Raw genomic sequence first — 24,488 nt, 5'->3', positions numbered from 1 at the left:
CCTGTTCCCGGAAATTATAGATATGAATCCCGATCATTACGCCAGGACATGCCCTGGATGCGGTGGCATCCATTATCTTATAACGCTCACAAACAAAATCATCTGCGAAAACTGCTTTGTTCCTGCTGAGTTTCATGATGATGAGGTCTGAAACTGAAAAATCCCTGGTTGCCGCCATCAAACATCGATTGGCGGAACTGTCCCTTCGATATCCATCGTCAATCAAGCTGGCGGTCGATGACGAAGGCCGTGCCTACCTGGACGCTGCCCTGGAGAATCGCCTGGGGGAGGTGTTGCTCACCGATAACGGCGGCGGGGAATTGTCCGACATCCATTGGCAAACGGTCCTGCACCACCTTGGGTTCGTCGCCGTGATCGTATGGTTGAGCGATCCCCGAGACTTGGCATTAGTCAGGAAGGCGTGTCGTGAGGTGGAGGGGAATTGCCAATAGGAATATACGGGTACAAATGCCAATCAAAGTTCAAATGGAGGCAAGCCGAATAGATCATTTATGTTGTCCATTAACTTATCTGAAGCTGAATTCCGATGCACACGCTTCAATTCGTCTTTGCGGTGAAGCGGTTCCAGGTGGCCATAATATTTTTCGATCATCTGCACGCTGGTTCCCATGTTCTGGGCCAGCAAATAGACATCATTAACGCCGCCATAAACAATTCTAAAATGGGCATATGTGTGCCTAAGGGAATAAATTGTTATTTTTCCATTTTGGTGCTCGTCATTAACAATTCCGCAATATGCAAGTAGCTCATTGAAACTTCTTTTGAAATCGTGGATGGGTTCATCTTTATGATAATCCCTCCACAGATAATCCGTTGGCCTTGGAAATGGGTTTTCTTCTTCATCATGGACATCTCTCCCGTATAGGGCTTGATGGACATCGTGAAGAAAGGAAATAATCCCGCTGAAACCGGCTACGCCGACAACCTTTCTTACTTTTGTTTTGCTTTCTTGAAGGACAACGTATCCGTCCTTTATGTCCATAAACCGTAATCGCCGAGCCTCGCCAGGGCGAAGACCGGTCATCACCATGAACTGAATATAGACAGCTAAAAGTTGGCGGTAGTATAGGGTCTGGCCATTTGGGACAAGCATGCTTCGCTCCCATGATGCTGCGACCAGTTTCTGATACTGCTCGCGGGATAAAGCACCACGGGATTTCCCATCAGGGCGGACTGATTTGAACTGAAGAATTTCGTGGTTGTTGGCGTAACCCATTGAGAGGGCTGACTGAAGCACACCACGAAGGACTACATCCTCACGTGCCAATGTGGCTGCACTGGGAATGCACCGCTTAACGGGCCTTTTAAATGTCCGATCACCACGCTGATAAACGATGTGGGTAATATCTTTGCCAGGACCATCAGTCCAATATGAAACTCTCCATTTTCTATATTCTGCTATATCTTTGAGCTTAATAAGGGCGACTGATTTCTGTCCAAAGAACGGGACTAAATAACGGTCGAGGATGGACCTAAAATCGCTTTTATTTTTGTCGCATATCGATTTACCAAGAACCTCCGCATACCAGTGATCTGAGACCTGCTTGAAGTTCTTTTGATCGAGTGGGATGCCGAACTCCTCCGCAAATCGGAGGCGATCAAAATGGCGTTCTGCCATACGACCGGCTTCCACCGGGTCGGGGGTTTTGGTTGAGAATCTGTCTACCTTGCGATCCGGGCGGGTGACAGAGGCGTGCCAAATATCAGATTTGCTATCGCCACGCCTATAAAGACGTATAGCCCCGCCCTTGATCGAAAACCCGTCACGCTCAAACTTGCCCATGATGCCGTTCCAAGTGCGGATTTAGGCGGTCCATCGTGTGAGTCTGTGAGTGAGATGTGAGTCACGCCACGCCGTCTACAGACGATATTCATGGATTGTACTCAGATTCGCCCCCTTTGGGAAGGCGTGTGAGTGGCTGTGAGTCGCCCAAAACGCAGCCACCCAGCTATTGCTGGTTGGCTTAGTGCGTTGATTTTCCTGGGGAAAAATGGTGCCGGCGAGAGGAGTCGAACCCCCGACCTTCGCATTACGAATGCGCTGCTCTACCAACTGAGCTACGCCGGCCCATGGCGGCGGCCGGTCCCGATGGGGCGGCCGAGGGGCGGAAAGTAGCGCCGCCCCGGGGGATTTGCAAGAGCCTGTCGCCGAACCCGGAAGGACGACGGTGCTCAGGCGTGAACCGGCAGGATGGCGAAGCGGGCCATGGCGCCGCGCTCGATGGCGGCGGCGGCCAGGCGGTCGATGTCCAGGCGGTGGCGGAACAGTTCCAGCAGGCGCATCACCTCGCGGTGGGGGTCGCGGTCGGCGGCCGCCACGTCGCAGGCCAGGGCGTAGGCGGTTTCGCGCAGTTTCGGCGGCAGCGACGCCTTGATCACGTCGAGGATGCGGTTGAGCCCGTCGTCGGAATCGAGGATCTCGGCGCAGGCCGCCGTGGTCCGGGTCAACAGGTCCGGGTCGTAGTCGCGGAAGATGGGGAGGAAATTGACGATCTCGCCGATCATGCGCAATTCGGGATCGGTCATGTTGCCGTCGGCGGCCGAGACCATGACCATCACGTAAATGAGGGCTGCGTGGTGACTGATCATCATGGTGTTCTCCCGCCGAAGCCTTGATCTGGACTTTACCCTTGCGGCGCGGCAAGGCGTCAAGCATAGATTTGTCAGGGACCAGGGTCTTCACCGGAGCAAATTCATGACGAGCCGCACCGTGCTATTGGTCGATGACAGCCGGGTCGCCCGCATGATGACCCGTTCGGTGGTGGAGCGGTCCTGTCCCGGCTGGACCATCCTCGAGGCGGCCACCGGCGAGGAGGCGCTGGACCTGGCCGCCGCCTCGGCTCCCGATTTCGTCCTGATGGACGTCAACATGCCCGGCATGGGCGGGCTGGAGACCGCCCGGCTGTTCCGCCAGAGATTCCCGGCGGCCGCCCTGTCGCTGCTGACCGCCAACATCCAGGACTTCGTCCGCGACGAGGCGGCGCATCTCGGCATCGGCTATATCTCCAAGCCGCTCAGGGACGATCTGCTTGTCGGGTTCCTCACCGGGGGGGCCGGCTCGTCATGACCGGCATCATCGGCGCGCTGGAGCGCGACGCCGTCGAGGAAATCCTGAACATCGCCATCGGACAGGCGGCGGCGTCGCTGTCGCGCATGGTCGGCGACCGGGTCGCCCTGTCGGTGCCGTTCGTGGAGTTCCTGTCCCCGGCGGTGGCGGCCGAGCGGCTGGACGGCACCACCGGCGGCGCCGATTCGGTGGCGGTGCGCCAGCACTTCTCCAGCAGCTTTTCCGGCGACATCCTGCTGATCTTTCCCGAGCGGCGCAGCCTGGACCTGGTGCGCTCCATGCTGGGCGATTCGGTGCCCATGGATTCGCTGACCGAGCTGGAGCAGGAGGCGCTGCTGGAGGTGGGCAACGTCATCCTCAACGCCTGCCTGGGCAGCCTGGCCAACCAGCTGGGCCTCGTCATCCAGAGCTCGCTGCCCATCTATCTGCGCGGCCGCGGCGCCCGCATCCTGGACACCAAGCATCCCGACACCGAACTGGTGATGTTCCTGCAGGTGGATTTCTCGCTGGCCGCCAAGGGGGTGCAGGGCTATCTCGCCTTCGTCATGGACATCGTCTCGGCGCGGCATTTCGCCGCGGCGGTCTCCGCCTATGTCTCCCGGGTGATCGGGGGCTAGATGGGCAAGCCGGTCTCAGACGCTTTCCTGCGGTCCCTGACCGACGCCACCGAGATGGGTTTCATCCTGCTGGACGGCGACGGCCGCGCCGTCCTGTGGAACGCCTGGCTGGTCGAGGCGTCGGGCATCGCCGCCGCCGCCGCGCTGGGCCGCGCCATTCCCGATATCTTTCCCCAATTGGCCGACAGCCGGGTGGCCGAGGCCATCGGGCAGGCGCTGGGCAACGGCCTGTCGGCCATGCTGTCGTCGTCGCTCAACCGGACGCTGTTCCCCCTGGAGCGCAACGGCGCGCGGCCCGACCGGCGCGAGGCCATGCACCAGATCGTGGTGATCAAGCCCCTGGACACCGGCGGGGGGCGCACCTGCCTGATCCAGATCTTCGACGTCACCAGCATGGCGTCCCGCGAGGCGCTGTTGCGCCAGCAGGCCCGCACCATGGAGGCGCTGGCCGAGAACTACCGGTTGTCGGAACTGCACAACCGCGCCATCGTCGACAACACCGCCGACGCCATCGTCACCTTCGGCGACGACGGGGCCATCGGCACCTACAACCCTTCCGCCGAGCGCATCTTCGGCTATGCCCCGCACGAGATCGTCGGCAAGCCGGTCAGCATGCTGATTCCCGAGCTGACCACGCCCGATTCCTTCCTCGACCACCGGACCGAGGTGACGGGGGTGCGCAAGATCCGCGCCCGCTTCCCGCTGGAACTGTCGCTGGCCGCCATGGAACTGGGCGGCCAGCGCCTGTTCGTCGCCATCGGCCACGACATCACGCTGCGCAAGGCCAACGAGGCCGAACTGCGCAACCAGAAGGAATGGCTGACCACCCTGATCAACGCCATGCCCGACCTGATCTGCTTCAAGGATGGCAAGGGGCGCTGGCTGGTGGCCAACCAGTTCTATCTCGATCTGGTGGGGCTGGCGGGGGTGGATTACGTCGGGCGCACCGGCCAGGAGCTGGCGCGGCTTTCGCACAATTTCCAGGAATTCCTGACCACGGCGAAGGAAACCGACGAGCGCGCCTGGAAGGAAGGCAAGCCGCTCAGCTACGAGAAGGCCATGGAGACCCCGACCCGGGGCACCAAGGTCTTCGACATGCTGAAGATCCCGCTGTTCAACCTCGACAACAGCCGGCGCGGCCTGGTTCTGGTGGGGCGCGACGTCACCGAGCGCAAGCTGGCCGCCGCCCGCATCCAGCATCTGGCCCACCACGATTCGCTGACCGACCTGCCCAACCGGGTGTTGTTCCAGGAGCGCCTGCGCCAATCCCTGGCCCAGGCCAAGCGCTCGGGCTGGAAGCTGGCGCTGATGTTCCTCGACCTCGACAAGTTCAAGGACATCAACGACACCCTGGGCCATCATGTGGGCGACCTGCTGCTGCGCGCCGTGGCCAAGCGCCTGACCCGCTGCGTGCGCGAGACCGACACGGTGGCCCGCCTGGGTGGCGACGAGTTCGCGGTGATCCTCACCAATCTCGACGATCTGGAAGGCGCCTCGCGGGTGGCGGAAAGCATCATCGCCGGCATCGCCGACCCCTTCGGTCTGGACGAGCACGAGGTGCGGACCAGCACCTCCATCGGCATCACCCTTTACCCCGACGACGCCTCCGACGCCGACCAGCTGCTGAAGAACGCCGATCTGGCCATGTTCCGCTCCAAGGCCGAGGGGCGGAACAACTATCATTTCTACGTGGCCCAGATGGACGCCGAGGTCCGGGCCCGCAAGATCATCGAGCACGACCTGCGCCAGGCCCTGGGCACCGACCAGCTGGAACTGCATTACCAGCCGCTGATCGAGATGAGCACCCGGCATATCGTCGGTTGCGAGGCGCTGCTGCGCTGGAACCACCCGACGCGGGGCTGGATCCCGCCCGGCGAGTTCATCCCGATCATCGAGCGCTCCGACCTGATCGGCCCGCTGGGCCGCTGGATTCTGCACCGCGCCTGTCTGCAGGGCCGCGAGTGGCTGAAGGCCGGGCTGGAGCCCATGAAGATCGCCGTCAACCTGTCGCCGGCCCAGTTCAAGCAGACCCAGAGCGTCATGACCATGGTGGCCGACATCCTGGACCAGACCGGCCTGCCGCCCGACCAGCTGCAGCTGGAGATCACCGAGGGCATCGCCATGCAGAACGTGGACGCCACCATCGAGGTGCTGCAGGGGCTGCGCGCCATGGGGGTGGTGATCTCCATCGACGATTTCGGCACCGGCTATTCGTCGCTCAACTACCTGAAGCGCTTTCCGGTGGACAAGCTGAAGATCGACCGTTCCTTCGTGGTGGATATCGGCCTGCATCCCGACAACGCGGCGGTCGTGGAGGCCATCGTCAATCTCGGCCACTCGCTGGGCACCCGGGTCAACGTCGAAGGCATCGAAACCCGGGAGCAGCTGGACTTCCTCCAGGCCCACAAGGTGGACGAGGCCCAGGGCTTCTACTTCAGCAAGGCGGTGCCCGCCGACCAATTCGCCGAACTGGTCCGCACCAGGAGCCCCTGGCCGCTGTGAGGCCGCGTCCCGCCCGCATCGACGGTCACTCCGCCTTGTGGTTCAGCGCCTTCCGCAGCCGGTGCACCCCCAGCCACACGGCGCCGGCCACCACCGGCAGGCCGATCAGCCCGGTCAGGTCGTAATCCACCGGCAGGCCCACGGATTTCAGCCCCTTGGCCAGATAGCCGATCAGGCCCAGCAGGTAGTAGCTGATGGCCACCACCGACAGGCCCTCCACCGTCTCCTGCAGCCGCAGCTGCAATTCGGCGCGGCGGTTCATGGAATTCAGCAGGTCGCGGTTCTTTTCCTCCAGCGCGATGTCCACCCGGGTGCGCAGCAGGTCGCCGGCCCGCGACACCCGTGTGGCCAGCAATTGCTGGCGCTCGGATACCGAGTCGCAGGTCTTCATGGCAGGCCCCAGGCGCCGGTCGATGAACTCGGCGAAGGTCTGCAGGCCGGGGATGCGCTCTTCCCGCAATTCCTCGATGCGGCGGCAGACGATGGCGTAATAGGCCTTGGCCGCCGACAGGCGGAAGCTGGTGGCGGCGTCGAGGCGCTCGGCCTCGGCGGCCAGCCGGGTCAGGTGCTCCAGCAGGTCGCGGTCGTTCTGCTCGACCTTCGGGTCGGCCAGCTGGCTGACGATGCCGGCCAGCTCACGGTCGATGCGGGCGATCTCGGGGGCCGACTGACGGGCCAGGGGAAAGGCCAGCAGCGCCATCATGCGGTAGGTCTCGATCTCCAGCAGGCGCTGGACCAGCCGCCCGGTCTGGCCCCGGGTCAGGCCGCAATCCTTGAGCACCACGCGGGAAAAGCCGTCGGCGTGCAGGCGGAAATCGGTCCAGGCCTCGCCCGCCCCCCACAGCACCTTGGAGCCCACCAGGGAATTGCCGTCGAACAGCGGTCCCAGATCGTCGGGCAGTTCCCTGGCCACCAGCACGTGCACGGCGGTCATGGCCTCGCCCGGCATGCTCTCCAGCCAGTCGGCGGGAATGAGGTCCAGCGCGGTGGTGGCGAAGCCGCCGTCGGACGGGTCGAAGCGCATCACCGTATAGGTGGAGAATTCCGAGTGCCGCTCCCAGCGCAGGCGGAAGCCGCCCAGGTCGCGGATGAAATACCCGGCGCCGTCGCCGGGCGGCTCGGCCCCGTGGCTGGCCAGCAGGCGGGCGAGATGGGCGCGTTCGTCGGCGGGGTCGGCGTGGACCATGGCCAGTTGCGAGGCGCGCACCGGGGCGGACAGCAGCTCGTAGGGCCGGGCGTGGACCTCGCCGGCCAGGTCGCGCCGCTGGGCGTGCTCGTTGAGCCTGATTGGCAAGCCGTCGGCCATTGCCCATATGTCTCCGATAAGAGATGCTTGAGTTTCCAGGTTTACACCACCGATCCCCCTTCCGTCAGGAGCCTTTATGTCCAACCTCGCCATGGCCCAGGACCTGTTCTTCACCCAGACCGGCCTCGACGCGGATGGTCTGCGGCGCATCGTCGCCGAGGCGCTGGAGGGCGCCGACGACGGCGAATTGTTCCTGGAATACCGGCAATCGGAATCCCTGGTGCTGGACGACGGCCAGATCAAGAGCGCCAGCTTCGACACCACCCAGGGCTTCGGCCTGCGCGCCGTGGCGGGCGAGGCGCACGGCTACGCCCACGGTTCCGACCTGTCCGAGGCGGCCATCCGCCGCGCCGCCGCCACGGTGCGCGCCGTGCGCTCCGGCCATTCCGGCTCCATGGCGGCCCCGCCGGTCGCCGGCGCCCGGGCGCTGTACACCGAGGTCAACCCCCTGGCCCAGGTGCCCTTCGAGGACAAGGTGCGGCTGCTGGAAGAGATCGATTCCTATACCCGCTCGCGGGACAACCGGGTGCGGCAGGTCACCGCCTCCCTGGCCGGGTCGTGGCAGGCGGTGACCATCCTGCGCGCCGACGGCACGCTCGCCGCCGACATCCGCCCCATGGTGCGCCTGGGCGTCAACGTGGTGCTGGGGGACGGCAAGCGCATGGAGACCGGTGGCCACGGCATGGGCGGGCGCATCGGCTATGGCGGGGTGATGGGGCTGGCCGACTGGCGCCATTGCGCCGACGAGGCGCTGCGCCAGGCCTCGGTCAATCTCGGCTCGGTGCCCGCCCCGGCCGGCGAGATGCCGGTGGTGCTGGGCAACGGCTGGCCCGGCGTCATGCTGCACGAGGCGGTGGGCCACGGGCTGGAGGGCGACTTCAACCGCAAGGCCACCTCGGCCTTCACCGGCAAGACCGGCGCCCGCGTCGCCTCGCCCGGCGTCACCGTGGTGGACGACGGCACCATTCCCGACCGGCGCGGCTCGCTGTCCATCGACGACGAGGGCACGCCGACGTCGCGCACCGTGCTGATCGAGGACGGCATCCTGGTGGGGTATCTCCAGGACCGCATGAACGCCCGCCTGATGGGGGTGGCGGCCACCGGCAACGGCCGGCGGCAATCCTATGCCCACGCCCCCATCCCGCGCATGACCAACACCTTCATGATGGCCGGGAGCTTGGACCCGGCCGAGATCATCGCCTCGGTTCCCAGGGGCATCTACGCCGTCAATTTCGGCGGTGGCCAGGTGGACATCACCAACGGCAAGTTCGTGTTCTCGGCCTCGGAGGCCTATCTCATCGAGAACGGCAAGGTGGGGGCGGCGGTCAAGGGCGCCACCCTGATCGGCAACGGCCCCGACGCCCTGACCCGCATCACCATGATCGGCAACGACCTGGCGCTCGACCCCGGCATCGGCACCTGCGGCAAGGACGGCCAGGGCGTACCGGTGGGCGTCGGCCAGCCGACACTGCGCATGGACGGGCTGACGGTGGGCGGAACGGCTGTATAGCTTTGGTCTTGTAAGGTGCGGACACTAACCCTTCCGTCGAAGAACCAATTGTAAATGGCGGTTTTTCAGAGGGTTTTCATATACGCATGCCCCAGTGCCCATAAGTTTTTCATGGGATAACCTCAAGGAATGGGAAGGGGGATACGCCATCGGCGTTTCCCCCTTTATTGTCCAGAGAGGTTATTTTAATGGCGAAGGTCGGCCCCAATGAAGGTCCGTGTAGTTGGGAGCTGCGTCCGGTCGCTCTGGATGTCGACGAACTGCATCATGTGCTCAACTGCGCTTCGGGGCGCGGCTGCAGTCAATGCGTGAAGTGTAGCGAGCTGGCCCTGGAACAGATGCTGAGGCAGGCCCGCCAGATGGGGCGTACCGTGGTCGCCGGTCTCGAGCGGCTGGAGGCCGACATGGAGTTCGCCAGCGCCTTCGGTCTATAGCCCCCCGGCCATCAGTTCCCGCAGCTTGCCCAGGCACTGGGCGCGGTCGGGACGGTAGTCAAGCTCCTCCCACCAGCTTTCCACCGCGACCAGCAGGCCGCCGATCCGCGGGCCGTGCGGCACCCCCATGTCCAGCAGGTCGCGGCCCTTGACCGGCAGGTCCACCGGAACCCAGTCGCGGGCGGCGTCCAGCAGGGCGGCCCAGCATTCCGATTCGGCGGCGTCGGGCCGCGCCTCCAGCGAGCGGCGCGCCGCCCAGGCCACCATGACCAGGTCGCGGAATTCGTCGCCGCCCACCTTGCGCAGCGCCCGGCGGACGGCGGGGCCGTCCATGGAGAACTCCACCTGCACGCGGGGCGCCGCCGTCGCCGCCACCCGTTTGGCCTGGGTCCCCGACAGTTTGAGGCGATCGCCCAGGGCCAGGGCGCCGGCCCGGTCGGTGACGATCAGGGCGGCCAGGCGCCGGATGGCGTCGGGGCGGATCTCGGGCCGGGCCAGCCCCCGGCGCTCCAGCCAGGCCAGGGTGCGCAGCCGCCCGAATTCCCGCGCCTCGGGCAGGATGTGGGCCAGGATGCCGTGGCTGTGCATGACCAGCAGCGAGGGGGTGGGGTCATCGGCCAGCAGCAGACGCACCAGTTCGCCCGCCACCCGTTCGCCCGACAGCCCCTCCAGCCGGCCGGCCATGCGGCGGCAGGCGTTGAGCGCCCGCGTCTCCATGGCGATGCCCCGGCCGTAATGGGCGTGGAAGCGGAAGAAGCGCAGCAGGCGCAGCGCGTCCTCCTCGATGCGCTTCTCCGGCTCGCCGACGAAGCGCACCCGTCCGGCCGCCATGTCGGCGATGCCGTCGAAGGGATCGTAGACGTTGCCCTCGGGGTCGGCCGACAGAGCGTTCATGGTGAAGTCGCGCCGCGAGGCGTCGGCCCGCCAGTCGTCGGTGTATTCGATGCGGGCGTGGCGGCCGAAACTCTCCACATCGACCCTCAGCGTGGTGATCTCGTAATGGGCCTTGCCGATCACTGCCGTCACCGTGCCGTGGTCGATGCCGGTGGGGATGGCGTGGATGCCGGCATCGTCGAGCAGGGCCAGCACCCGTTCGGGCGGGTCGGGGGTGGCGATGTCGATGTCCCGGATGGGGCGCTTCAGCAGGGCGTCGCGCACGCAGCCGCCGACGAAGCGCACCCGGGCGCCGTCGGCCTGCAGCGCTGCCACCACGGCGCGGGTCTCGGCGGCGTCCATCCAGTCCTGCGGCCCCAGCAGGCCGATGGGGTCGCCGGGATTGAGGTGCAGGCGGGTGTTACTCATGTCGGGTCACGGCGGCGGCCAAGCTCGCGGATGCGAGCGCCCGGCGAGGGACAATGATACGAGTCATTCCGGCGGCTCGCCGGAGGGACGGGGGGCCAGCACCTCGAACAGGTTGACCAGGATGCCGGCGGTGGCGCCCCAGATCAGCCGGTCCTGCCAGTTCAGCGCCCAGAACGGCCGCTGAAATCCCCGCACCTCGCGGCTTTGCAACTGGTGGTTGGCCTGGTCGAGGACGAAGGTCAGCGGCACCTCGAACACCTCGGCCACCTCGAAGGAATCGGGGGAAAGGGTGAAGGGCGGGTCGATGATCCCCACCAGCGGGGTGATGATGAAACCGGTGCCGGTGGCGTAGTCGTCCAGGCGGCCGAGCAGCCGCACCTTGCGGCGGTCCAGGCCGGTCTCCTCCTCGGTTTCCCGCAGGGCGCAGACGGTGAGGTCGCCCTTGTCCTCGGGCTCGAGACGCCCGCCGGGAAAGCTGATCTGGCCGGGATGGTGGGCCAGATGATTGGTGCGCTTGGTCAGCATCACCGTCAGGCCGTCTTCGCGCTCGACCAGGGGCACCAGCACCGCCGCCGGGGTGAGGGTGTCGTCGCCGGTGGGCACGCCAGGACGGATGGCGCCGCCCTGGACCAGGGCCTCCAGGGCCGAGTCGCCCCGTCCGCGCGGGTCGAACCCGTCGGTGAGGCGCCGCGCGATCGCCTCGCGCGTCAGTCGGGAAGGTCCAGCCTCCCCAGTGGAAAAAAGCTCCCGCTGCTCCATAGGCCGTAAACCGTTTCTCCCTCCCGGTCTTCCTCCCAGCCCAGGGCGACCAGTTCGTAGTATACGGAACGGGTGAGGCGCGCCTCGATCCCGTTCCGTACGGTAACGTAGGGCGACGGCTCCCCCGAGCCCTCGACCTCCGCGATTCTCAATGGATGGCCGGTGTCCACCGTGACCATCTCGTCCATGTTGGTGCGGAAGCTGACCACCATCTCGCGGCCAGATCCGCAGGTGAACATCTCCACCGCCAGGAAGGGGACGTCCTCGACCTCGATGCGGCCCATCTCGCCCGGCGTGATCAGCAGGTAGCCGCCGTCCCTGGCCCGGTACAGCACCGAGGCGAACAGGCAGACCATCTCTTTGCGGTTGATCGGCGTGCCATGGTAGAACCAACGTCCCTGCCGGTCGATGCGGATGCCGAGGTCGCCGCAATATTCGGGCAATCGGCCCGGGTAGTCCACATCCGGAGGGGCTTCGGTCAATGGCTGGTTCACTCGGCCGCTCCTCAGTCTTCTTCCCGTGCGAGGCGCCTCCCCATGACACCCCATACCAGTTCCGCCGCCCCACTCGACGAAATCGCCGCCCTCGAATCAAGCCTGGCCGAGGCCCGCGCCGCCATCGGCCGCGTCATCTTCGGTCAGGACGACGTCATCGATCAGAGTCTTATCACGCTGCTGGCGGGGGGTCACGCCCTGTTGATCGGCCTGCCCGGACTGGCCAAGACCCGGCTGGTGCACACCCTGGGCGTGGTGCTGGGTCTGGACGACAAGCGGGTGCAGTTCACCCCCGATCTGATGCCCGCCGACATCCTGGGCTCCGAGGTGCTGGAGGAAGGGGCCGGCGGCGCGCGGGCCTTCCGCTTCATCCGGGGGCCGGTGTTCTGCCAGCTGCTGATGGCCGACGAGATCAACCGCGCCGGCCCGCGCACCCAGTCGGCCCTGCTGCAGGCCATGCAGGAGCATCAGGTCAGCGTGGCGGGCAGCCGCCAGGACCTGCCCCGGCCCTTCCACGTCCTGGCCACCCAGAACCCGCTGGAGCAGGAGGGCACCTATCCCCTGCCCGAGGCGCAGTTGGACCGCTTCCTGATGCAGATCGACGTGGGCTACCCCGACCGCGAGTCCGAGCGCCGCATGCTGATCGAGACCACCGGCGCCCTGTCCGCCGAGCCGGTGCGGGCCATGGGCGCCGCCGACCTGCTGGCCGCCCAGGCGCTGGTGCGCCGCATCCCGGTGGGGGATTCGGTGGTCGACGCCATCCTGACCCTGGTGCGTCAGGGCCGCCCCGAGAGCACCTCGCTCGACCTGGTGCGCCGCGCCGTGGCCTGGGGCCCCGGCCCGCGCGCCGCCCAGGCGCTGATGCTGGCCACCCGGGCGCGGGCCCTGCTGCAGGGGCGCCTCGCCCCCTCCATCGACGATATCCGCGCCCTGGCCGCCCCGGTGCTGCGTCACCGCATGGCGCTCGGCTTCGCGGCGCGGGCCGACGGCGTCACCCTGGCCCAGGTGATCGGGGCCCTGGAAGCCACCCTGTGACGGAAGCCCCGACCCTTTCCCCCTCTCTCCTTTCCCAGGACGCCGACCGGCGGCAGCGCCGCGCCGCCGACGCGGGCGCCAGCGTCTGGGTGGCGGCCAGCGCCGGCACCGGCAAGACCAAGGTGCTGACCGACCGGGTGCTGACCCTGCTGCTGGCCGGAACGCCGCCGCACAAGATTCTCTGCCTGACCTTCACCAAGGCCGCCGCCGCCGAGATGTCCAACCGCATCGCCGGGCGGCTGGGCAAATGGGCCACGGCGCGGGACGAGGATCTGGCCGGCGACCTGGAACGCCTGCTGGGCCGTCCCCCTACCGAGGGCGAGATGACCGGGGCGCGCCGCCTGTTCGCCGGCCTGCTCGACGCGCCGGGCGGCATGCACATGGAGACCATCCACGCCTTCTGCCAGTCGCTGCTGCGGCGCTTCCCCCTGGAGGCCGGCGTCGCGCCGCATTTCCAGGTGATGGACGACCGCGATTCCGGCGAATTGCTCGATTCCGCCAAGCTGGAGGTCCTGGCCCAGGCCCGCGAGGGAAAGGGCGCGCTGGGCCGCGCCCTTTCCCTGGTGACCGCCCGCGTGCACGAGACCGCCTTCCCCGAGCTGATGGGCGAGCTGACCGCCGAGCGCGGCCGGCTGGAACGGCTGTTCGACCGCCATGGCGGGGTGGACGGTGCCCTGGCGGCATTGCGGGTCCGGCTGGGGCTGGACGACGGCGACACTCCGGATTCCCTGCTGGCCTGGGCGGCGATTGAGGCCCATTTCGACGGCGAGGCCCTGCGGGCCGCCGTGACGGCGCTGCTGTCCGGCTCGGAGTCCGACCGCAAACGGGGCGAGGCCATGGCCCGCTGGCTGGCCGGTCCGGCGGAACGGCAGGAGGGCTTCGCCGTCTGGTGCGCCCAGTTCCTCACGGCGGAAGGAGGCATCCGCAAGACCCTGGCCACCAAGGCGGTGCGCGACGGCTTCCCCGGCGTGGAGGCGGCGTTGCTGGCCGAGGCCGAGCGGCTGTTCCGCCTGACCGGCAGGCTCAAGGCCGCCCGCATTGCCGAGGCCACCGGGGCGCTGCTGACCCTGGGCGGGGCGCTGCTGGACGGCTACCGCCGGGCCAAGGCGCGGCGCGCCCTGATGGATTACGACGATCTGATCCTGGGCGCCCGCGACCTGCTGGCTCGGCCCGGTGTGGCGCCCTGGGTGCTTTTCAAGCTGGACGGCGGCATCGACCATGTGCTGATCGACGAGGCCCAGGACACCAATCCCGACCAGTGGGCGGTGGTCGAGAAGCTGACCGAGGAATTCTTCGCCGGGCGCGGCGCGCGCGAAAGCCTGCGCACCGTTTTCGCGGTGGGCGACGCCAAGCAGTCCATCTACTCGTTCCAGCGCGCCGACCCGCGCGAGTTTGAGCGTATGCGGGCCACCTTCGCCGCCCATGTGCCCGCCGCCGGGGGAGTCTGGGACGAGGTGGCGCTGAACCTGTCGTTCCGCTCGGCGGCCGCGGTGCTCGACGCGGTCAACGCCGTCTTCGCGCCCGGAAGGCCGGGCCGCGACGGGGTGGCCGGCGACGAGGACATCACCCATCTGCCCCACCGTACCGGACAGGCCGGGCGGGTCGAGGTGTGGCCCGCCGTCGAGCCGCGCCCCGCCGACGAGGCTCCGGCCTGGAAGCCGCCGGTGGAGCGCATAAGGGGCGATTCGCCGCGCACCCGGCTGGCCCGGCTGGTGGCCGGCCGTATCCGCGCCATGATCGACGGGGAAAGGCTGGAGTCCAGGGGCCGCCCGGTGCGGGCCGGCGACGTGCTGGTGCTGGTGCGTCGCCGGGGTGGCTTCGTCGAGGATCTGGTGCGCGAGTTGAAGGCCGGCAAGGTCGAGGTGGCCGGCGCCGACCGCATGGTGCTGACCGAGCAGATGGCGGTGATGGACCTGATGGCGCTGGGCAACTTCCTGCTGCTGCCCGAGGACGACCTGACGCTGGCCACGGTGCTGAAGGGGCCGCTGGTGGGGCTTTCCGAGGACCAGCTGTTCACTCTGGCCCATCATCGCGCCAAGGACATGGGGCTGTGGGAGGCGCTGCGCCAGGGGGTGGCGGACGGCGGCGGTGTGTTCGAGGCGGCGTTCCGCCAGCTTTCCGACCTGCTGGCCCAGGCCGACCGCATTTCGCCCCATGCCCTTTACGCCCGCGTGCTGGGGCCGCTGGGCGGCCGCCGGCGTCTGCTGGCCCGCCTCGGGTTGGAGGCCGAGGACGCCATCGACGAGTTCATGGCCCTGACCCTGGCCTTCGAGCGTGCCCACCCGCCGTCGCTGCAGGGTTTCCTCCACTGGCTGGAGGCCGGTGCCCTGGAGATCAAGCGCGACCTGGAACAGGCGGGCCGCGACGCGGTGCGCATCATGACGGTGCACGGCTCCAAGGGGCTGCAGGCTCCGGTGGTGTTCCTGCCCGACACCATGCAGGTGCCGGTCCGCTCGCCCCGCCTGCTGTGGCTGGGGGACGGCGCCGACGAACTGCCCGCCTGGCCGCCGCGCGCCGAGGACATGGACGATGTCTGCCGCCGGGGGGCCGAGGCGCGCAAGCTGGCGCGCGAGCGGGAATACCGCCGCCTGCTCTACGTGGCCATGACAAGGGCCGAGGACCGGCTGATCGTCTGCGGCTGGCGCGGCTTGAAGGCGGCGCCGGAGACCTGCTGGCACGCCCTGGTCCACGGCGCCCTGGCCGCCACCGCCGCCGAATACGCCGATCCCTTCCTGGCCAGGGCCGGCGAGACCGCCGAGGGGCCGGTGCTGGTCCTGGCCAATCCCCAGACCGCCGCCGTCCAGGGGGAAGGGGGGGGCGGGCCGGGCGGGCGTCCGTCGTCGCCGCTGCCCGACTGGGCCCTGGCCGCCGCCGAGCCCGAGCCGGTGCCGCCCCGGCCGTTGGCCCCCTCGCGGCCCGAGGGCGAGGAGCCCCCGGTGCGCTCGCCCCTGGCCGAGGCGGACGGCAAGCCACGCTGGCAGCGGGGCAAGCTGGTCCACCGCCTGCTGCAGACCGTGCCCGATCTGCCCCAGGCCGAGCGCTCGCGGGCCATGCTGCGCTTCCTCGCCCGCCCCGCCTGGGGGCTGGAGACCAGGGAGCAGCTGGCCATCGCCAACGAGGTCTCGGACATTCTCGACCATCCCGGGCTGGCGGGGCTGTTCGGCCCGGATTCGCGCGCCGAGGTGCCGCTGGTCGGGCGCATCGGCAACCGGGTGGTGTCGGGCCGGGTCGATCGCCTGGCGGTCGGCGAATCCGAAGTGGTGGTGGCCGATTACAAGACCAACCGCCGTCCGCCCGCCACCCCCGACGAGGTACCCGATCTCTATGTGCGGCAGATGGCCGCCTATCGTCTGGCGCTGGCCTGCATCTATCCCGGCCGGCGGGTGCGTTGCGTGCTGGTGTGGACCGACGGCCCCCGTCTCACCGAGATCGAGCCCGCCCGCCTGGACGACGCCCTGGCCGGGCTGGTGGAATGACCCCACATTTCCCCTTCCCAAAACTGAACCGCATGGTTTAGTTTTTGCCGGAAGCGGAGGAAGCATGAGCCAAACCCGGACCCGGTCCAAACCCTCGGCCAAGCGGGAAGCCATCCTGGACGCCGCCCAGCGTCTGTTCCTGGACGAGGGCTATGCCGCCACCAGCATGGATGCGGTGGCCGCCCGGGCCGGCGTGTCCAAGGCGACCATCTACGCCCATTTCGAGGGCAAGGATCAGCTGTTCGCCGCCATCATGCACCGGCGCTGCGAGGCCTCCTTCGTCTTCGCCCCGCCGGACGAGAGCTTCGACGCGGCGCGCACCTTCACCACCTATGGCGAGCGTCTGCTTACCCTGCTGATGACTCCGGACGCCCTGGCGCTGTACCGGGTGGTGGTGGCGGAATCGGCCCGCACTCCGGAACTGGCCCAGGCCTTCTACGATACCGGCCCGGTGAGGGGCAAGGCGGTCATCGCCGCCTCGGTCGTCCGGTTGCAGGAGCGGGGGGAACTGGTGGCCGAGGTGGATTCCACGGTCATCGCCGACCAGTTCGTCGGCATGCTGCGGGCCGAGACCTATCACCTTGCCCTGCTGGGCCTGCCGCCGGGCCGTTCCCTGGACGACACCGTCGCCGCCGCGGTGCAGACCCTGATCCGCGCCTACGGCAGGCGGTAGAATTCCCTATTCCCTTCGATGCGATACATCCCTCCGAGGGATAGTGCGCCATATTATTGTTGTTATGGAAAACAGTTTTATGTAACAACATATGCAACGATGCCGCCCGGATCAACCAGGGCAGGCCCAAGAGAACAAACGGGAATCAGGCTTCATGGCCCCGCCGGTCCGCCGGCGCGGCGAGGGAGGAGTCATGCGTCTGGCAGATGTGAGAATCGGCGTGCGTCTGTTCGCCGGGTTCGGGCTGATGATCGCCGTCACCGGCGCGCTCGGCCTGTTTTCAAGCCTGCAGCTGCGGTCCATTTCGGCCCATACCGAGCTGCTCTACCGCCATCCCTTCACCGTCTCGACGGCGCTGTCCGAGGCCGACGGCGGCATCATCGCCATGCACCGGGCCATGAAGGACCTGGCGCTGGCCTTCGAGGACAGCGACGTCGCCAAGGCGGAAGCCGCCATCGACGCCGCCGAGGCGCGGGTGGTGAGGAAGCTGGACGCGGCGCGCGAGCGTTTCCTGGCCGACCGCGCCGTCTTCGAGCAACTGGGCAAGGCCCTGGCGGCGTGGAAGCCCATCCGCGCCGAGATCGTCGAGATGATGAAGCAGGGCCGCAGCGTCGAGGCCGCCGACCTGACCAAGGGGGCCGCCGCCCGACAGGCCGAAGTGATCCAGACCCTGATGGCCTCGGCCATCACCCTGGCCGCCGAGGACGCCGCCCGTTTCCGCGAGCAGGCGGAAAGCGAGCAGAAGAGCGCCGCCTTCTCCCTGCTGGTGTCGTTCGTCGCCTTCGCGGTGTTCGGCCTGGCGCTGGCGCTGGCGGTGACGCGGTCGCTGACCCGCCCGCTGGAATCCCTGCGCTCGTGCATGGGCACCATGGCCACCGGCGATTACGGCGTAATGGTGCCCGGCCGCGACCGCAAGGACGAGATCGGCGGCATGGCCCGCACGCTGGACGTCTTCGCCGAGAACGGGCGGCAGATGGGTCAACTGGCCGAGGAACGTCGCCAGGCCGAGAGCCGCGCCTCGGTGGAGCGCCGGGATTCCCGTCTGGCGCTGGCCGCCGAGTTCGAGGAGAAGGTCACCGCCGTCATGGGCCGCCTGTCCGAGGCGGCCGCCGAGATGAGTCGCGCCGCCGCATCCATGTCCGGGGTGGCCGCCGATGCCTCGCGGCAGGCCGGATCGGCGGAAAGCGCCGCCGGCGCCGCCTCGGCCAACGTGCGCAATGTGGCCGACGCCGCCCGGGACCTCTCCCACTCCATCGCCGCCATCGAGCGGCAGGTGGCGGCCTCGTCCACCACCACCGCCGACGCGGTGGGCAAGGCCGAGCGCGCCTCGGCCAACGTCGCCGGGCTGGCCAGCGCCGCCGAGCGCATCGGCCAGGTGGTGGATCTGATCACCACCATCGCCAAGCAGACCAACCTGCTGGCCTTGAACGCCACCATCGAGGCGGCCAGGGCCGGCGAGGCGGGCAAGGGCTTCGCGGTGGTGGCCAGCGAGGTCAAGAACCTCGCCAACCAGACCGCCGGCGCCACCGAGGAGATCTCCAACCAGATCGCCCAGGTCCAGTCCGCCACCGGCGAGGCGGTGGCCGCCATCGGCGACATCGTGCGGACCATCGGCGAGATTAGCCGGGCGGTGGAGTCCATCACCCAGGCGGTGGCCGAGCAGCAGAGCGCCACCCATCGCATCGCCGACAGCGTCAGCGCGGCGGTGGGCGGCACCGGCGACGTGGTGGGCAGCGTCGGCCGGGTGGCCGCCGCCGCCGCCCAGGCCGGCGACGCCGCCTCCCTGGTCCTGGGCCAGGCCGGCGGCGTGGCGCGCCGCACCGACGACCTGATGGGCGAGGTCAGCGCCTTCATCGAAGGCATCCGGGCACGGTAACCGGCGGCGCCACCCGTTTCCCGCCGGGGAGGCGGGTGGCGCCGATTCTTGACCGATATCAACTGATAAATATCAAGAAAAATCGCATATCGAGTCGCCTGGGCCGGATGCCGCCTAGGGTGTCTCGATTCCATATGGCTTCATTATGATGAACATCAATATGGAATGAATAAAATTCACAATCTATACTTCAGCTTCTCTTTTGTGAAAATTGATATTGGTCATTGATGAATGTCAAATACTTATCGTTTGCTTGATTCATTCCCACATGGCGAATAAGGTCTCCCGCGCCGGGATTGCCGGTGACTTTAGATTTGCCCAGGGGAAACCGATGAAGGCAGCGACTTGGATGATGGCGGCACTGGCGGCCGCCTGGGCCGGGACGGCCGTGGCGGCGGAAAAGCCCGCCCATGGCGCCGGTGAGCATTACGAGACCAGCGGCGACGTGCTCCGCACCGCCCCCATGACCCAGCCGGGGGCCCAGCCCGGCCCGCAGCTGACCACGGCCGAGTTCGACAAGGCCAAGCAGATTTATTTCGAGCGCTGCGCCGGCTGCCACGGCGTGCTGCGCAAGGGCGCCACCGGCAAGCCCCTGACCACCGACATCACCCGCGAACGCGGCTTCGATGCGCTGAAGGCCTTCATCACCTACGGTTCGGCCGCCGGCATGCCCAACTGGGGCTCCTCGGGCCAGCTGAGCGAGGCCGAGGTCGACCTGATGGCCAAGTACCTGCTGAACGAGCCGCCGCAGCCGCCCGAATTCGGCATGGACGAGATCAAGGGCACCTGGAAGGTGGTGATTCCCGCCGATAAGCGGCCCACCAAGAAGCTGAACAACCTGGACCTGTCCAACCTGTTCTCGGTGACGCTGCGCGACTCGGGCGAGATCGCCCTGATCGACGGCGCCTCCAAGAAGATCGTCAGCATCATCAAGACCGGCTACGCCGTCCACATCTCGCGCATTTCCGCCTCGGGCCGCTATCTCTACGTCATCGGCCGCGACGCCAAGATCAACCTGATCGATCTGTGGATGGAAAAGCCCGAGACGGTGGCCGAGATCAAGATCGGCATGGAGGCCCGCTCGGTGGAGACCTCCAAGTTCAAGGGCTTCGAGGACAAGTACGCCATCGCCGGCGCCTACTGGCCGCCCCAGTTCGTCATCATGGACGGCAACACGCTCGAGCCGAAGAAGATCGTCTCGACCCGCGGCATGACCTCCGACAAGCAGGAATACCACCCCGAGCCGCGCGTCGCCTCTATCGTCGCCTCGCACTACAAGCCGGAATTCGTGGTCAACGTCAAGGAAACCGGCCTGATCATGCTGGTGGACTATTCCGACATCAAGAACCTCAAGATCACCTCCATCGAGGCCGAGCGGTTCCTGCATGACGGCGGCTTCGACTCGACCAAGCGCTACTTCATGGTGGCCGCCAACGCCCGCAACAAGATCGCGGTCGTCGACACCAAGGAAGACAAGCTGGTCGGCATGGTCGAGGTGGGCGCCACCCCCCATCCGGGCCGCGGCACCAATTTCGTCCATCCCAAGTTCGGTCCCGTCTGGGCCACCGGCCATCTGGGCGACGACACCGTGGCGCTGATCGGCACCGACCCCAAGGGCCATCCCAAGCAGGCCTGGACCAAGGTGGCCTCGCTGACCGGCCAGGGCGGCGGTTCGCTGTTCCTCAAGACCCACCCCAAGTCCAAGAACCTGTGGGTCGACACCACCTTGAACCCCGACGCCGACGTGGCCTCCTCCATCGCGGTGTTCGACATCAACAACCTGGACAAGCCCGCCGAGGTTCTGCCTCTCGGCAAGTGGGCCGGCATCACCGACGGTGCGCCGCGCGTCGTCCAGCCCGAATACAACAAGGCGGGCGACGAGGTGTGGTTCTCGGTGTGGAACGCCAAGGACAAGGTCTCGGCCATCGTGGTGGTCGATGACAAGACCCGCAAGCTGAAGTCGGTGATCAAGGATCCTCGCCTGATCACGCCGACCGGCAAGTTCAACGTGACCAATACCCTGCACGACGTCTACTGAGGTCGCCGGGGACAAAAAGAAGGGCGCCGGCCACAGCCGGCGCCCTTTCCTTTTTTGCGCTTTCCTATTCCGCGCCGGCCTGCTGCTTCATGCGGAAGGGATGGCGGGGATAGACGCCCAGGATACGGACCTCGTGGCTGAAGAAGTCCAGTTCCTCCAGCGCCAGCCGCAGGGGCCGCTGGGCGGGGTGGCCCTCCACGTCGGCGTAGAACTGGGTGGCGGCGAACTCGCCGCCCACCATGTAGCTTTCCAGCCGGGTCATGTTGATGCCGTTGGTGGCGAAGCCGCCCAGCGCCTTGTACAGGGCGGCGGCCACGTTGCGCACCCGGAACACAAAGGTGGTGACGCAGGGCAGGTTGGGGTTGGGCTCCAGCGCCTCGCGCGCCAGGACCACGAAGCGGGTGGTGTTGTGCTCGGCGTCCTCGATGCCCGCCCGCAGCGACACCAGGCCATAGGCCTCGGCGGCCAGTTCCGAGGCGATGGCCGCCATGGTGGGGTCGCCCTTCTGGGCGATCTCGGCGGCCGAGCCGGCGGTATCGGTGCCGACGATCACCTTGAGCCCCAGGTCGCGGATCATGTTGCGGCACTGGCCCAGGGCGTGGACGTGGCTCTTCACCGTCTTGATGGTGTCGAGCGTCGCGCCGGGCACCGCCAGCAGGTGGTGGCTGATGCGCTCGAAATGCTCGGCGATGATGTGCAGGCCGGCATAGGGCATCAGGTGGTGCACGTCGGCGACGCGGCCGGCCACCGAATTGTCGATGGGGATCATGGCGTAGCGGGCGCGGCCCTCGCGCACGGCGGCGAAGGTGTCCTCGAAGGTGGCCGAGGGCAGCGGCTGCATGCCGGGATAGGCGTTGCGGCAGGCCAGATGCGAATAGGCGCCGGGCTCGCCCTGGAAGGCGATGGCGGTCTCGGGGTGGGGAGCGTCGGTCATGGCGGAAGTCAGGCTTTCAGCAGGGCGCGCGCCCGTTCGAGGTCGGCGGGAGTATCGACACCCAGCGGAACGGTGTCAACCAAGGCGCAATCGATGCGCATGCCGTTTTCCAGGGCGCGCAGCTGCTCCAGCTTCTCGCGTTGCTCCAGCACCCCCTGGGGCAGGGCGACGAAACGGGCCAGGGCGTCGCGCCGGTAGGCGTACAGGCCGATGTGGTGGTAGTGCGGCCCGGCATTGGCCGGCACGGTGGCGCGGCTGAAATACAGCGCGCGGCCGACCCGCTGGCCGGGGCGCAGGCCGATCACCGCCTTGACCACGTTGGGGTTGGCGCGCTCCTCCTCCTCGGTGATCTCGGTCACCAGGGTGGAGACGTCGACACCCGGCTCGGCCAGCGGCGCGAAGACGGCGCGGATCACCTGGGGGTCCAGGGTGGGGAGGTCGCCCTGGACGTTGACGATGGCGTCGAACCCGCCCTCGGGGTCGATGGCCTGCACCGCCTCCCACACCCGGTCGGAGCCCGAGGGATGGTCGGGATCGGTCATCACCGCGTGGCCGCCATGGGCGTGGACGGCGTCGAACACGTCGCGCTCGGAACAGGCCACCACCACCGGGCCGAGACCGGCCTGCATGGCGCGGCGCCAGACGTGGATGATCATCGGCTCGCCATGGATGTCGGCCAGCGGCTTGCCCGGCAGGCGGGTGGCATGCATGCGGGCGGGAATGACGATGATGGGGTTGAGTTCGGCCATGATCCGCGTCCAAAAGGGAATTGCGCCTACACCCTATCCATAACCGCCGTTTCGCGCCACACTCGGCCGCACCGCAACCCGACGGAATGCCCATCATGACCGCCTGTCCCGCCGAATTCATCGCCCTGGCCGAGAAACTGGCCGATGCCGCCCGCCCGGTGGTCCGCAAGTACTTCCGCACTCCGGTGGCGGTGGACGACAAGGCCGATTCCAGCCCGGTGACCATCGCCGACCGTGAGGTGGAGGCCGTCCTGCGCGCCATCCTGGCCGCCGAGGTTCCCGGTCACGGCGTCCTGGGCGAGGAGCACGGGCGCGAGAATTGCGATGCCGAATACGTCTGGGTGCTGGACCCCATCGACGGCACGGCGGCCTTCATCACCGGCAAGCCCAGTTTCGGCACCCTGATCAGCCTAGCCCGCCACGGCAAGCCCATCCTGGGGCTGATCGACCAGGCCTTCACCGACGAGCGCTGGCTGGGCGCCCTGGGCCGCCCCACCACGCTGAACGGCCAGCCGGCGCGGGTGCGGGCCTGTCCCGATCTGGCCCACGCCTATGCCTTCACCACCGGGCCGGAGCTGTTCTGCGACAACACCCGCCCGGCCTGGGACCGCATCGCGGCGGGATGCAAGCGGCCCCGCTACGGCTGCGACTGCTACGCCTATGCCCTGCTGTCCTCGGGCTTCTGCGACCTGGTGGTGGAGGCGGGGCTGAAGCCCTACGACTTCGCCGCCCTGGTGCCGGTGATCGAGGGGGCGGGGGGAATCATGACCGACTGGTCGGGCCAGCCGCTCTCCATCCATTCCGACGGCAAGGTCTGCGCCGCCGGCGACGCCCGCCTCCACCGGGAGGCGCTGGGAGTGCTCAACCAGTGACCCCCGGGCAGGCCGACCTGTTCTACGCCCGCCTCGCCGCGCGCAATCCCGAGCCTAAAAGCGACCTGGAATATGCCGATCCCTACACCCTGCTGGTGGCGGTGGTGCTTTCGGCCCAGGCCACCGATTCCGGGGTCAACAAGGCCACCCGGCCGCTGTTCACGCGGGTGAACACGCCCGAGGCCATGGTGGCGCTGGGCGAGGAGGGGCTGGCCGAATGCATCCGCACCATCGGCCTCTACAAGACCAAGGCCCGGAACGTGGTCGAGCTGTCGCGCCGCCTGCTGGCCCGGCACGGCGGCAAGGTCCCCCACGACCGCGCCGCCCTGGAAGCCCTGCCCGGCGTCGGGCGCAAGACCGCCAACGTGGTGCTCAACATCGCCTTCGGCGAGCCGACCATCGCGGTGGACACCCATTGCTTCCGCGTCGCCAACCGCACCGGTCTGGCCCCGGGCCGGACGGTGGAAGCGGTGGAGGAGGGGCTGATGCGGGCGACGCCGGCCAGGTGGCTGCAGCACGCCCATCACTGGCTGATCCTGCACGGCCGCTATGTGTGCAAGGCCCGCAAGCCCGATTGCGGGGCCTGCGTGGTGCGTGATCTCTGCGCCTTCGAGGGCAAGGAGACGGCTTAGGCTGTATCGACATTCAGGGAATTCGGCTGATTTCGGGCCAGAGCGTCTTCCAGACAGAAATTTCAGCCCCAGATGAACACAGGTAAACACAGATGAATTGAGAATATTCCTTATCTGTATCCCGCGTAGCGGGAATCTGTGTTCATCTGTGGCCCGTTTTTCGTCCCATCCGCTTGAATGCCGATTGGCCC

Annotated in this window: 21 protein-coding genes and 1 tRNA gene; 13 read left to right on the top strand and 9 right to left on the bottom strand. The window is 67.3% G+C overall.

The window, feature by feature from the left end; translation table 11 throughout:
* Positions 1 to 116: 116 nt before the first annotated feature.
* Positions 117 to 452, top strand: coding sequence for a hypothetical protein (locus H261_RS18760; protein WP_008620673.1), 336 nt, complete (start codon positions 117 to 119; stop codon positions 450 to 452).
* 23 nt (positions 453 to 475) lie between these two features.
* Here the strand turns inward: H261_RS18760 and H261_RS24020 are convergent, their stop codons facing one another.
* The 3 genes from H261_RS24020 to H261_RS18745 form a co-directional block, all read right to left on the bottom strand.
* Positions 476 to 1,804 carry a tyrosine-type recombinase/integrase gene (locus H261_RS24020; RefSeq protein WP_081609001.1) on the bottom strand — a complete coding sequence of 443 codons (1,329 nt, stop codon included), beginning with the start codon at positions 1,802 to 1,804 and terminating at the stop codon, positions 476 to 478.
* Positions 1,805 to 2,013: 209 nt separating this feature from the next.
* Positions 2,014 to 2,089, bottom strand: a tRNA-Thr gene (locus H261_RS18750).
* Between the two features lie 104 nt (positions 2,090 to 2,193).
* On the bottom strand, positions 2,194 to 2,613 hold the full coding sequence (locus H261_RS18745) for a tellurite resistance TerB family protein (protein WP_008620669.1): 420 nt from the start codon (positions 2,611 to 2,613) through the stop codon (positions 2,194 to 2,196).
* Positions 2,614 to 2,716: 103 nt separating this feature from the next.
* Here H261_RS18745 and H261_RS18740 point away from each other — a divergent pair, with 103 nt between their 5' ends.
* From H261_RS18740 to H261_RS18730, 3 genes are read left to right on the top strand one after another with little or no spacing between them, the layout of a single operon-like run.
* Entirely contained in the window at positions 2,717 to 3,088 is a 372-nt protein-coding gene (locus H261_RS18740; protein ID WP_008620667.1) for a response regulator, read from the top strand.
* A complete protein-coding gene (locus H261_RS18735) occupies positions 3,085 to 3,705 on the top strand; it encodes a chemotaxis protein CheC (RefSeq protein ID WP_008620665.1) in 621 nt (206 codons plus the stop codon). The genes H261_RS18740 and H261_RS18735 overlap by 4 nt, the downstream gene beginning before the upstream one ends.
* Positions 3,706 to 6,207 (top strand): sensor domain-containing protein, encoded by a 2,502-nt coding sequence (locus tag H261_RS18730; RefSeq protein WP_008620664.1) that lies wholly within the window; start codon positions 3,706 to 3,708, stop codon positions 6,205 to 6,207.
* 25 nt (positions 6,208 to 6,232) lie between these two features.
* On the opposite strand, the gene H261_RS18725 is transcribed toward H261_RS18730, so the two are convergent.
* Positions 6,233 to 7,513, bottom strand: coding sequence for a DUF3422 family protein (locus tag H261_RS18725; RefSeq protein ID WP_008620662.1), 1,281 nt, complete (start codon positions 7,511 to 7,513; stop codon positions 6,233 to 6,235).
* Positions 7,514 to 7,589: 76 nt separating this feature from the next.
* Between H261_RS18725 and tldD the strand changes: the two genes are divergently transcribed.
* Both tldD and H261_RS26545 read left to right on the top strand, forming a co-directional pair.
* Complete coding sequence (gene tldD, locus H261_RS18720) at positions 7,590 to 9,023, top strand: metalloprotease TldD (RefSeq protein WP_040476857.1); 1,434 nt, start codon at positions 7,590 to 7,592, stop codon at positions 9,021 to 9,023.
* 308 nt (positions 9,024 to 9,331) lie between these two features.
* A complete protein-coding gene (locus H261_RS26545) occupies positions 9,332 to 9,457 on the top strand; it encodes a hypothetical protein (protein WP_268743964.1) in 126 nt (41 codons plus the stop codon).
* Here H261_RS26545 and H261_RS18715 read toward each other — a convergent pair.
* The 3 genes from H261_RS18715 to H261_RS18705 form a co-directional block, all read right to left on the bottom strand.
* Positions 9,452 to 10,759 carry a CCA tRNA nucleotidyltransferase gene (locus tag H261_RS18715; RefSeq protein WP_008620659.1) on the bottom strand — a complete coding sequence of 436 codons (1,308 nt, stop codon included), beginning with the start codon at positions 10,757 to 10,759 and terminating at the stop codon, positions 9,452 to 9,454. The two genes, H261_RS26545 and H261_RS18715, sit on opposite strands and share 6 nt — an antisense overlap.
* Positions 10,760 to 10,822: 63 nt before the next feature.
* Entirely contained in the window at positions 10,823 to 11,518 is a 696-nt protein-coding gene (locus H261_RS18710; RefSeq protein WP_008620658.1) for an NUDIX hydrolase, read from the bottom strand.
* Positions 11,467 to 12,012 carry a DUF1285 domain-containing protein gene (locus H261_RS18705; RefSeq protein ID WP_235062979.1) on the bottom strand — a complete coding sequence of 182 codons (546 nt, stop codon included), beginning with the start codon at positions 12,010 to 12,012 and terminating at the stop codon, positions 11,467 to 11,469. Before H261_RS18705 ends, H261_RS18710 begins: the two co-directional genes overlap by 52 nt.
* 42 nt (positions 12,013 to 12,054) lie before the next feature.
* On the opposite strand from H261_RS18705, the gene H261_RS18700 reads away from it, so the two are divergent.
* From H261_RS18700 to H261_RS18680, 5 genes are all read left to right on the top strand, one after another.
* Positions 12,055 to 13,047 (top strand): AAA family ATPase, encoded by a 993-nt coding sequence (locus H261_RS18700; RefSeq protein ID WP_008620655.1) that lies wholly within the window; start codon positions 12,055 to 12,057, stop codon positions 13,045 to 13,047.
* Positions 13,044 to 16,523: a double-strand break repair helicase AddA gene (gene addA, locus H261_RS18695; protein WP_008620654.1), complete on the top strand. Its 3,480-nt coding sequence runs from the start codon at positions 13,044 to 13,046 to the stop codon at positions 16,521 to 16,523. Before H261_RS18700 ends, addA begins: the two co-directional genes overlap by 4 nt.
* Positions 16,524 to 16,587: 64 nt before the next feature.
* Positions 16,588 to 17,196, top strand: a complete 609-nt coding sequence (locus H261_RS18690) for a TetR/AcrR family transcriptional regulator (protein ID WP_008620652.1) — start codon at positions 16,588 to 16,590, stop codon at positions 17,194 to 17,196.
* A gap of 193 nt (positions 17,197 to 17,389) precedes the next feature.
* Positions 17,390 to 19,072: a methyl-accepting chemotaxis protein gene (locus tag H261_RS18685; RefSeq protein ID WP_008620650.1), complete on the top strand. Its 1,683-nt coding sequence runs from the start codon at positions 17,390 to 17,392 to the stop codon at positions 19,070 to 19,072.
* A 331-nt stretch (positions 19,073 to 19,403) separates the two neighbouring features.
* Complete coding sequence (locus H261_RS18680; RefSeq protein ID WP_040476855.1) at positions 19,404 to 21,110, top strand: cytochrome D1 domain-containing protein; 1,707 nt, start codon at positions 19,404 to 19,406, stop codon at positions 21,108 to 21,110.
* A 64-nt stretch (positions 21,111 to 21,174) separates the two neighbouring features.
* Here H261_RS18680 and H261_RS18675 read toward each other — a convergent pair whose 3' ends face one another.
* Positions 21,175 to 22,044 carry a prephenate dehydratase gene (locus H261_RS18675; protein WP_008620646.1) on the bottom strand — a complete coding sequence of 290 codons (870 nt, stop codon included), beginning with the start codon at positions 22,042 to 22,044 and terminating at the stop codon, positions 21,175 to 21,177.
* 8 nt (positions 22,045 to 22,052) lie between these two features.
* Entirely contained in the window at positions 22,053 to 22,793 is a 741-nt protein-coding gene (locus H261_RS18670; RefSeq protein ID WP_008620644.1) for a 3-deoxy-manno-octulosonate cytidylyltransferase, read from the bottom strand.
* A 95-nt stretch (positions 22,794 to 22,888) separates the two neighbouring features.
* Between H261_RS18670 and hisN the strand changes: the two genes are divergently transcribed.
* A complete protein-coding gene (gene hisN / locus H261_RS18665) occupies positions 22,889 to 23,665 on the top strand; it encodes a histidinol-phosphatase (RefSeq protein ID WP_040476859.1) in 777 nt (258 codons plus the stop codon).
* Complete coding sequence (nth, locus tag H261_RS18660; protein WP_008620639.1) at positions 23,662 to 24,297, top strand: endonuclease III; 636 nt, start codon at positions 23,662 to 23,664, stop codon at positions 24,295 to 24,297. The genes hisN and nth overlap by 4 nt, the downstream gene beginning before the upstream one ends.
* Positions 24,298 to 24,488: the final 191 nt, after the last annotated feature.

Source organism: Paramagnetospirillum caucaseum (assembly GCF_000342045.1).
Taxonomy (GTDB): Bacteria; Pseudomonadota; Alphaproteobacteria; order Rhodospirillales; family Magnetospirillaceae; genus Phaeospirillum; species Phaeospirillum caucaseum.
Note: the sequence above shows the minus strand (reverse complement) of the source record. Positions and strands in the feature narration are given on the sequence as shown.

Bases quoted from the DNA above. Each gene is read 5' to 3' on its own strand.
- H261_RS24020 (WP_081609001.1), bottom strand. From the start codon at position 1,804: ATGGGCAAGTTTGAGCGTGACGGGTTTTCGATCAAGGGCGGGGCTATA.
- H261_RS18745 (WP_008620669.1), bottom strand. From the start codon at position 2,613: ATGATGATCAGTCACCACGCAGCCCTCATTTACGTGATGGTCATGGTC.
- H261_RS18740 (WP_008620667.1), top strand. From the start codon at position 2,717: ATGACGAGCCGCACCGTGCTATTGGTCGATGACAGCCGGGTCGCCCGC.
- H261_RS18735 (WP_008620665.1), top strand. From the start codon at position 3,085: ATGACCGGCATCATCGGCGCGCTGGAGCGCGACGCCGTCGAGGAAATC.
- H261_RS18730 (WP_008620664.1), top strand. From the start codon at position 3,706: ATGGGCAAGCCGGTCTCAGACGCTTTCCTGCGGTCCCTGACCGACGCC.
- H261_RS18725 (WP_008620662.1), bottom strand. From the start codon at position 7,513: ATGGCCGACGGCTTGCCAATCAGGCTCAACGAGCACGCCCAGCGGCGC.
- tldD (WP_040476857.1), top strand. From the start codon at position 7,590: ATGTCCAACCTCGCCATGGCCCAGGACCTGTTCTTCACCCAGACCGGC.
- H261_RS18715 (WP_008620659.1), bottom strand. From the start codon at position 10,759: ATGAGTAACACCCGCCTGCACCTCAATCCCGGCGACCCCATCGGCCTG.
- H261_RS18710 (WP_008620658.1), bottom strand. From the start codon at position 11,518: ATGGAGCAGCGGGAGCTTTTTTCCACTGGGGAGGCTGGACCTTCCCGA.
- H261_RS18700 (WP_008620655.1), top strand. From the start codon at position 12,055: ATGACACCCCATACCAGTTCCGCCGCCCCACTCGACGAAATCGCCGCC.
- H261_RS18690 (WP_008620652.1), top strand. From the start codon at position 16,588: ATGAGCCAAACCCGGACCCGGTCCAAACCCTCGGCCAAGCGGGAAGCC.
- H261_RS18685 (WP_008620650.1), top strand. From the start codon at position 17,390: ATGCGTCTGGCAGATGTGAGAATCGGCGTGCGTCTGTTCGCCGGGTTC.
- H261_RS18680 (WP_040476855.1), top strand. From the start codon at position 19,404: ATGAAGGCAGCGACTTGGATGATGGCGGCACTGGCGGCCGCCTGGGCC.
- H261_RS18675 (WP_008620646.1), bottom strand. From the start codon at position 22,044: ATGACCGACGCTCCCCACCCCGAGACCGCCATCGCCTTCCAGGGCGAG.
- H261_RS18670 (WP_008620644.1), bottom strand. From the start codon at position 22,793: ATGGCCGAACTCAACCCCATCATCGTCATTCCCGCCCGCATGCATGCC.
- hisN (WP_040476859.1), top strand. From the start codon at position 22,889: ATGACCGCCTGTCCCGCCGAATTCATCGCCCTGGCCGAGAAACTGGCC.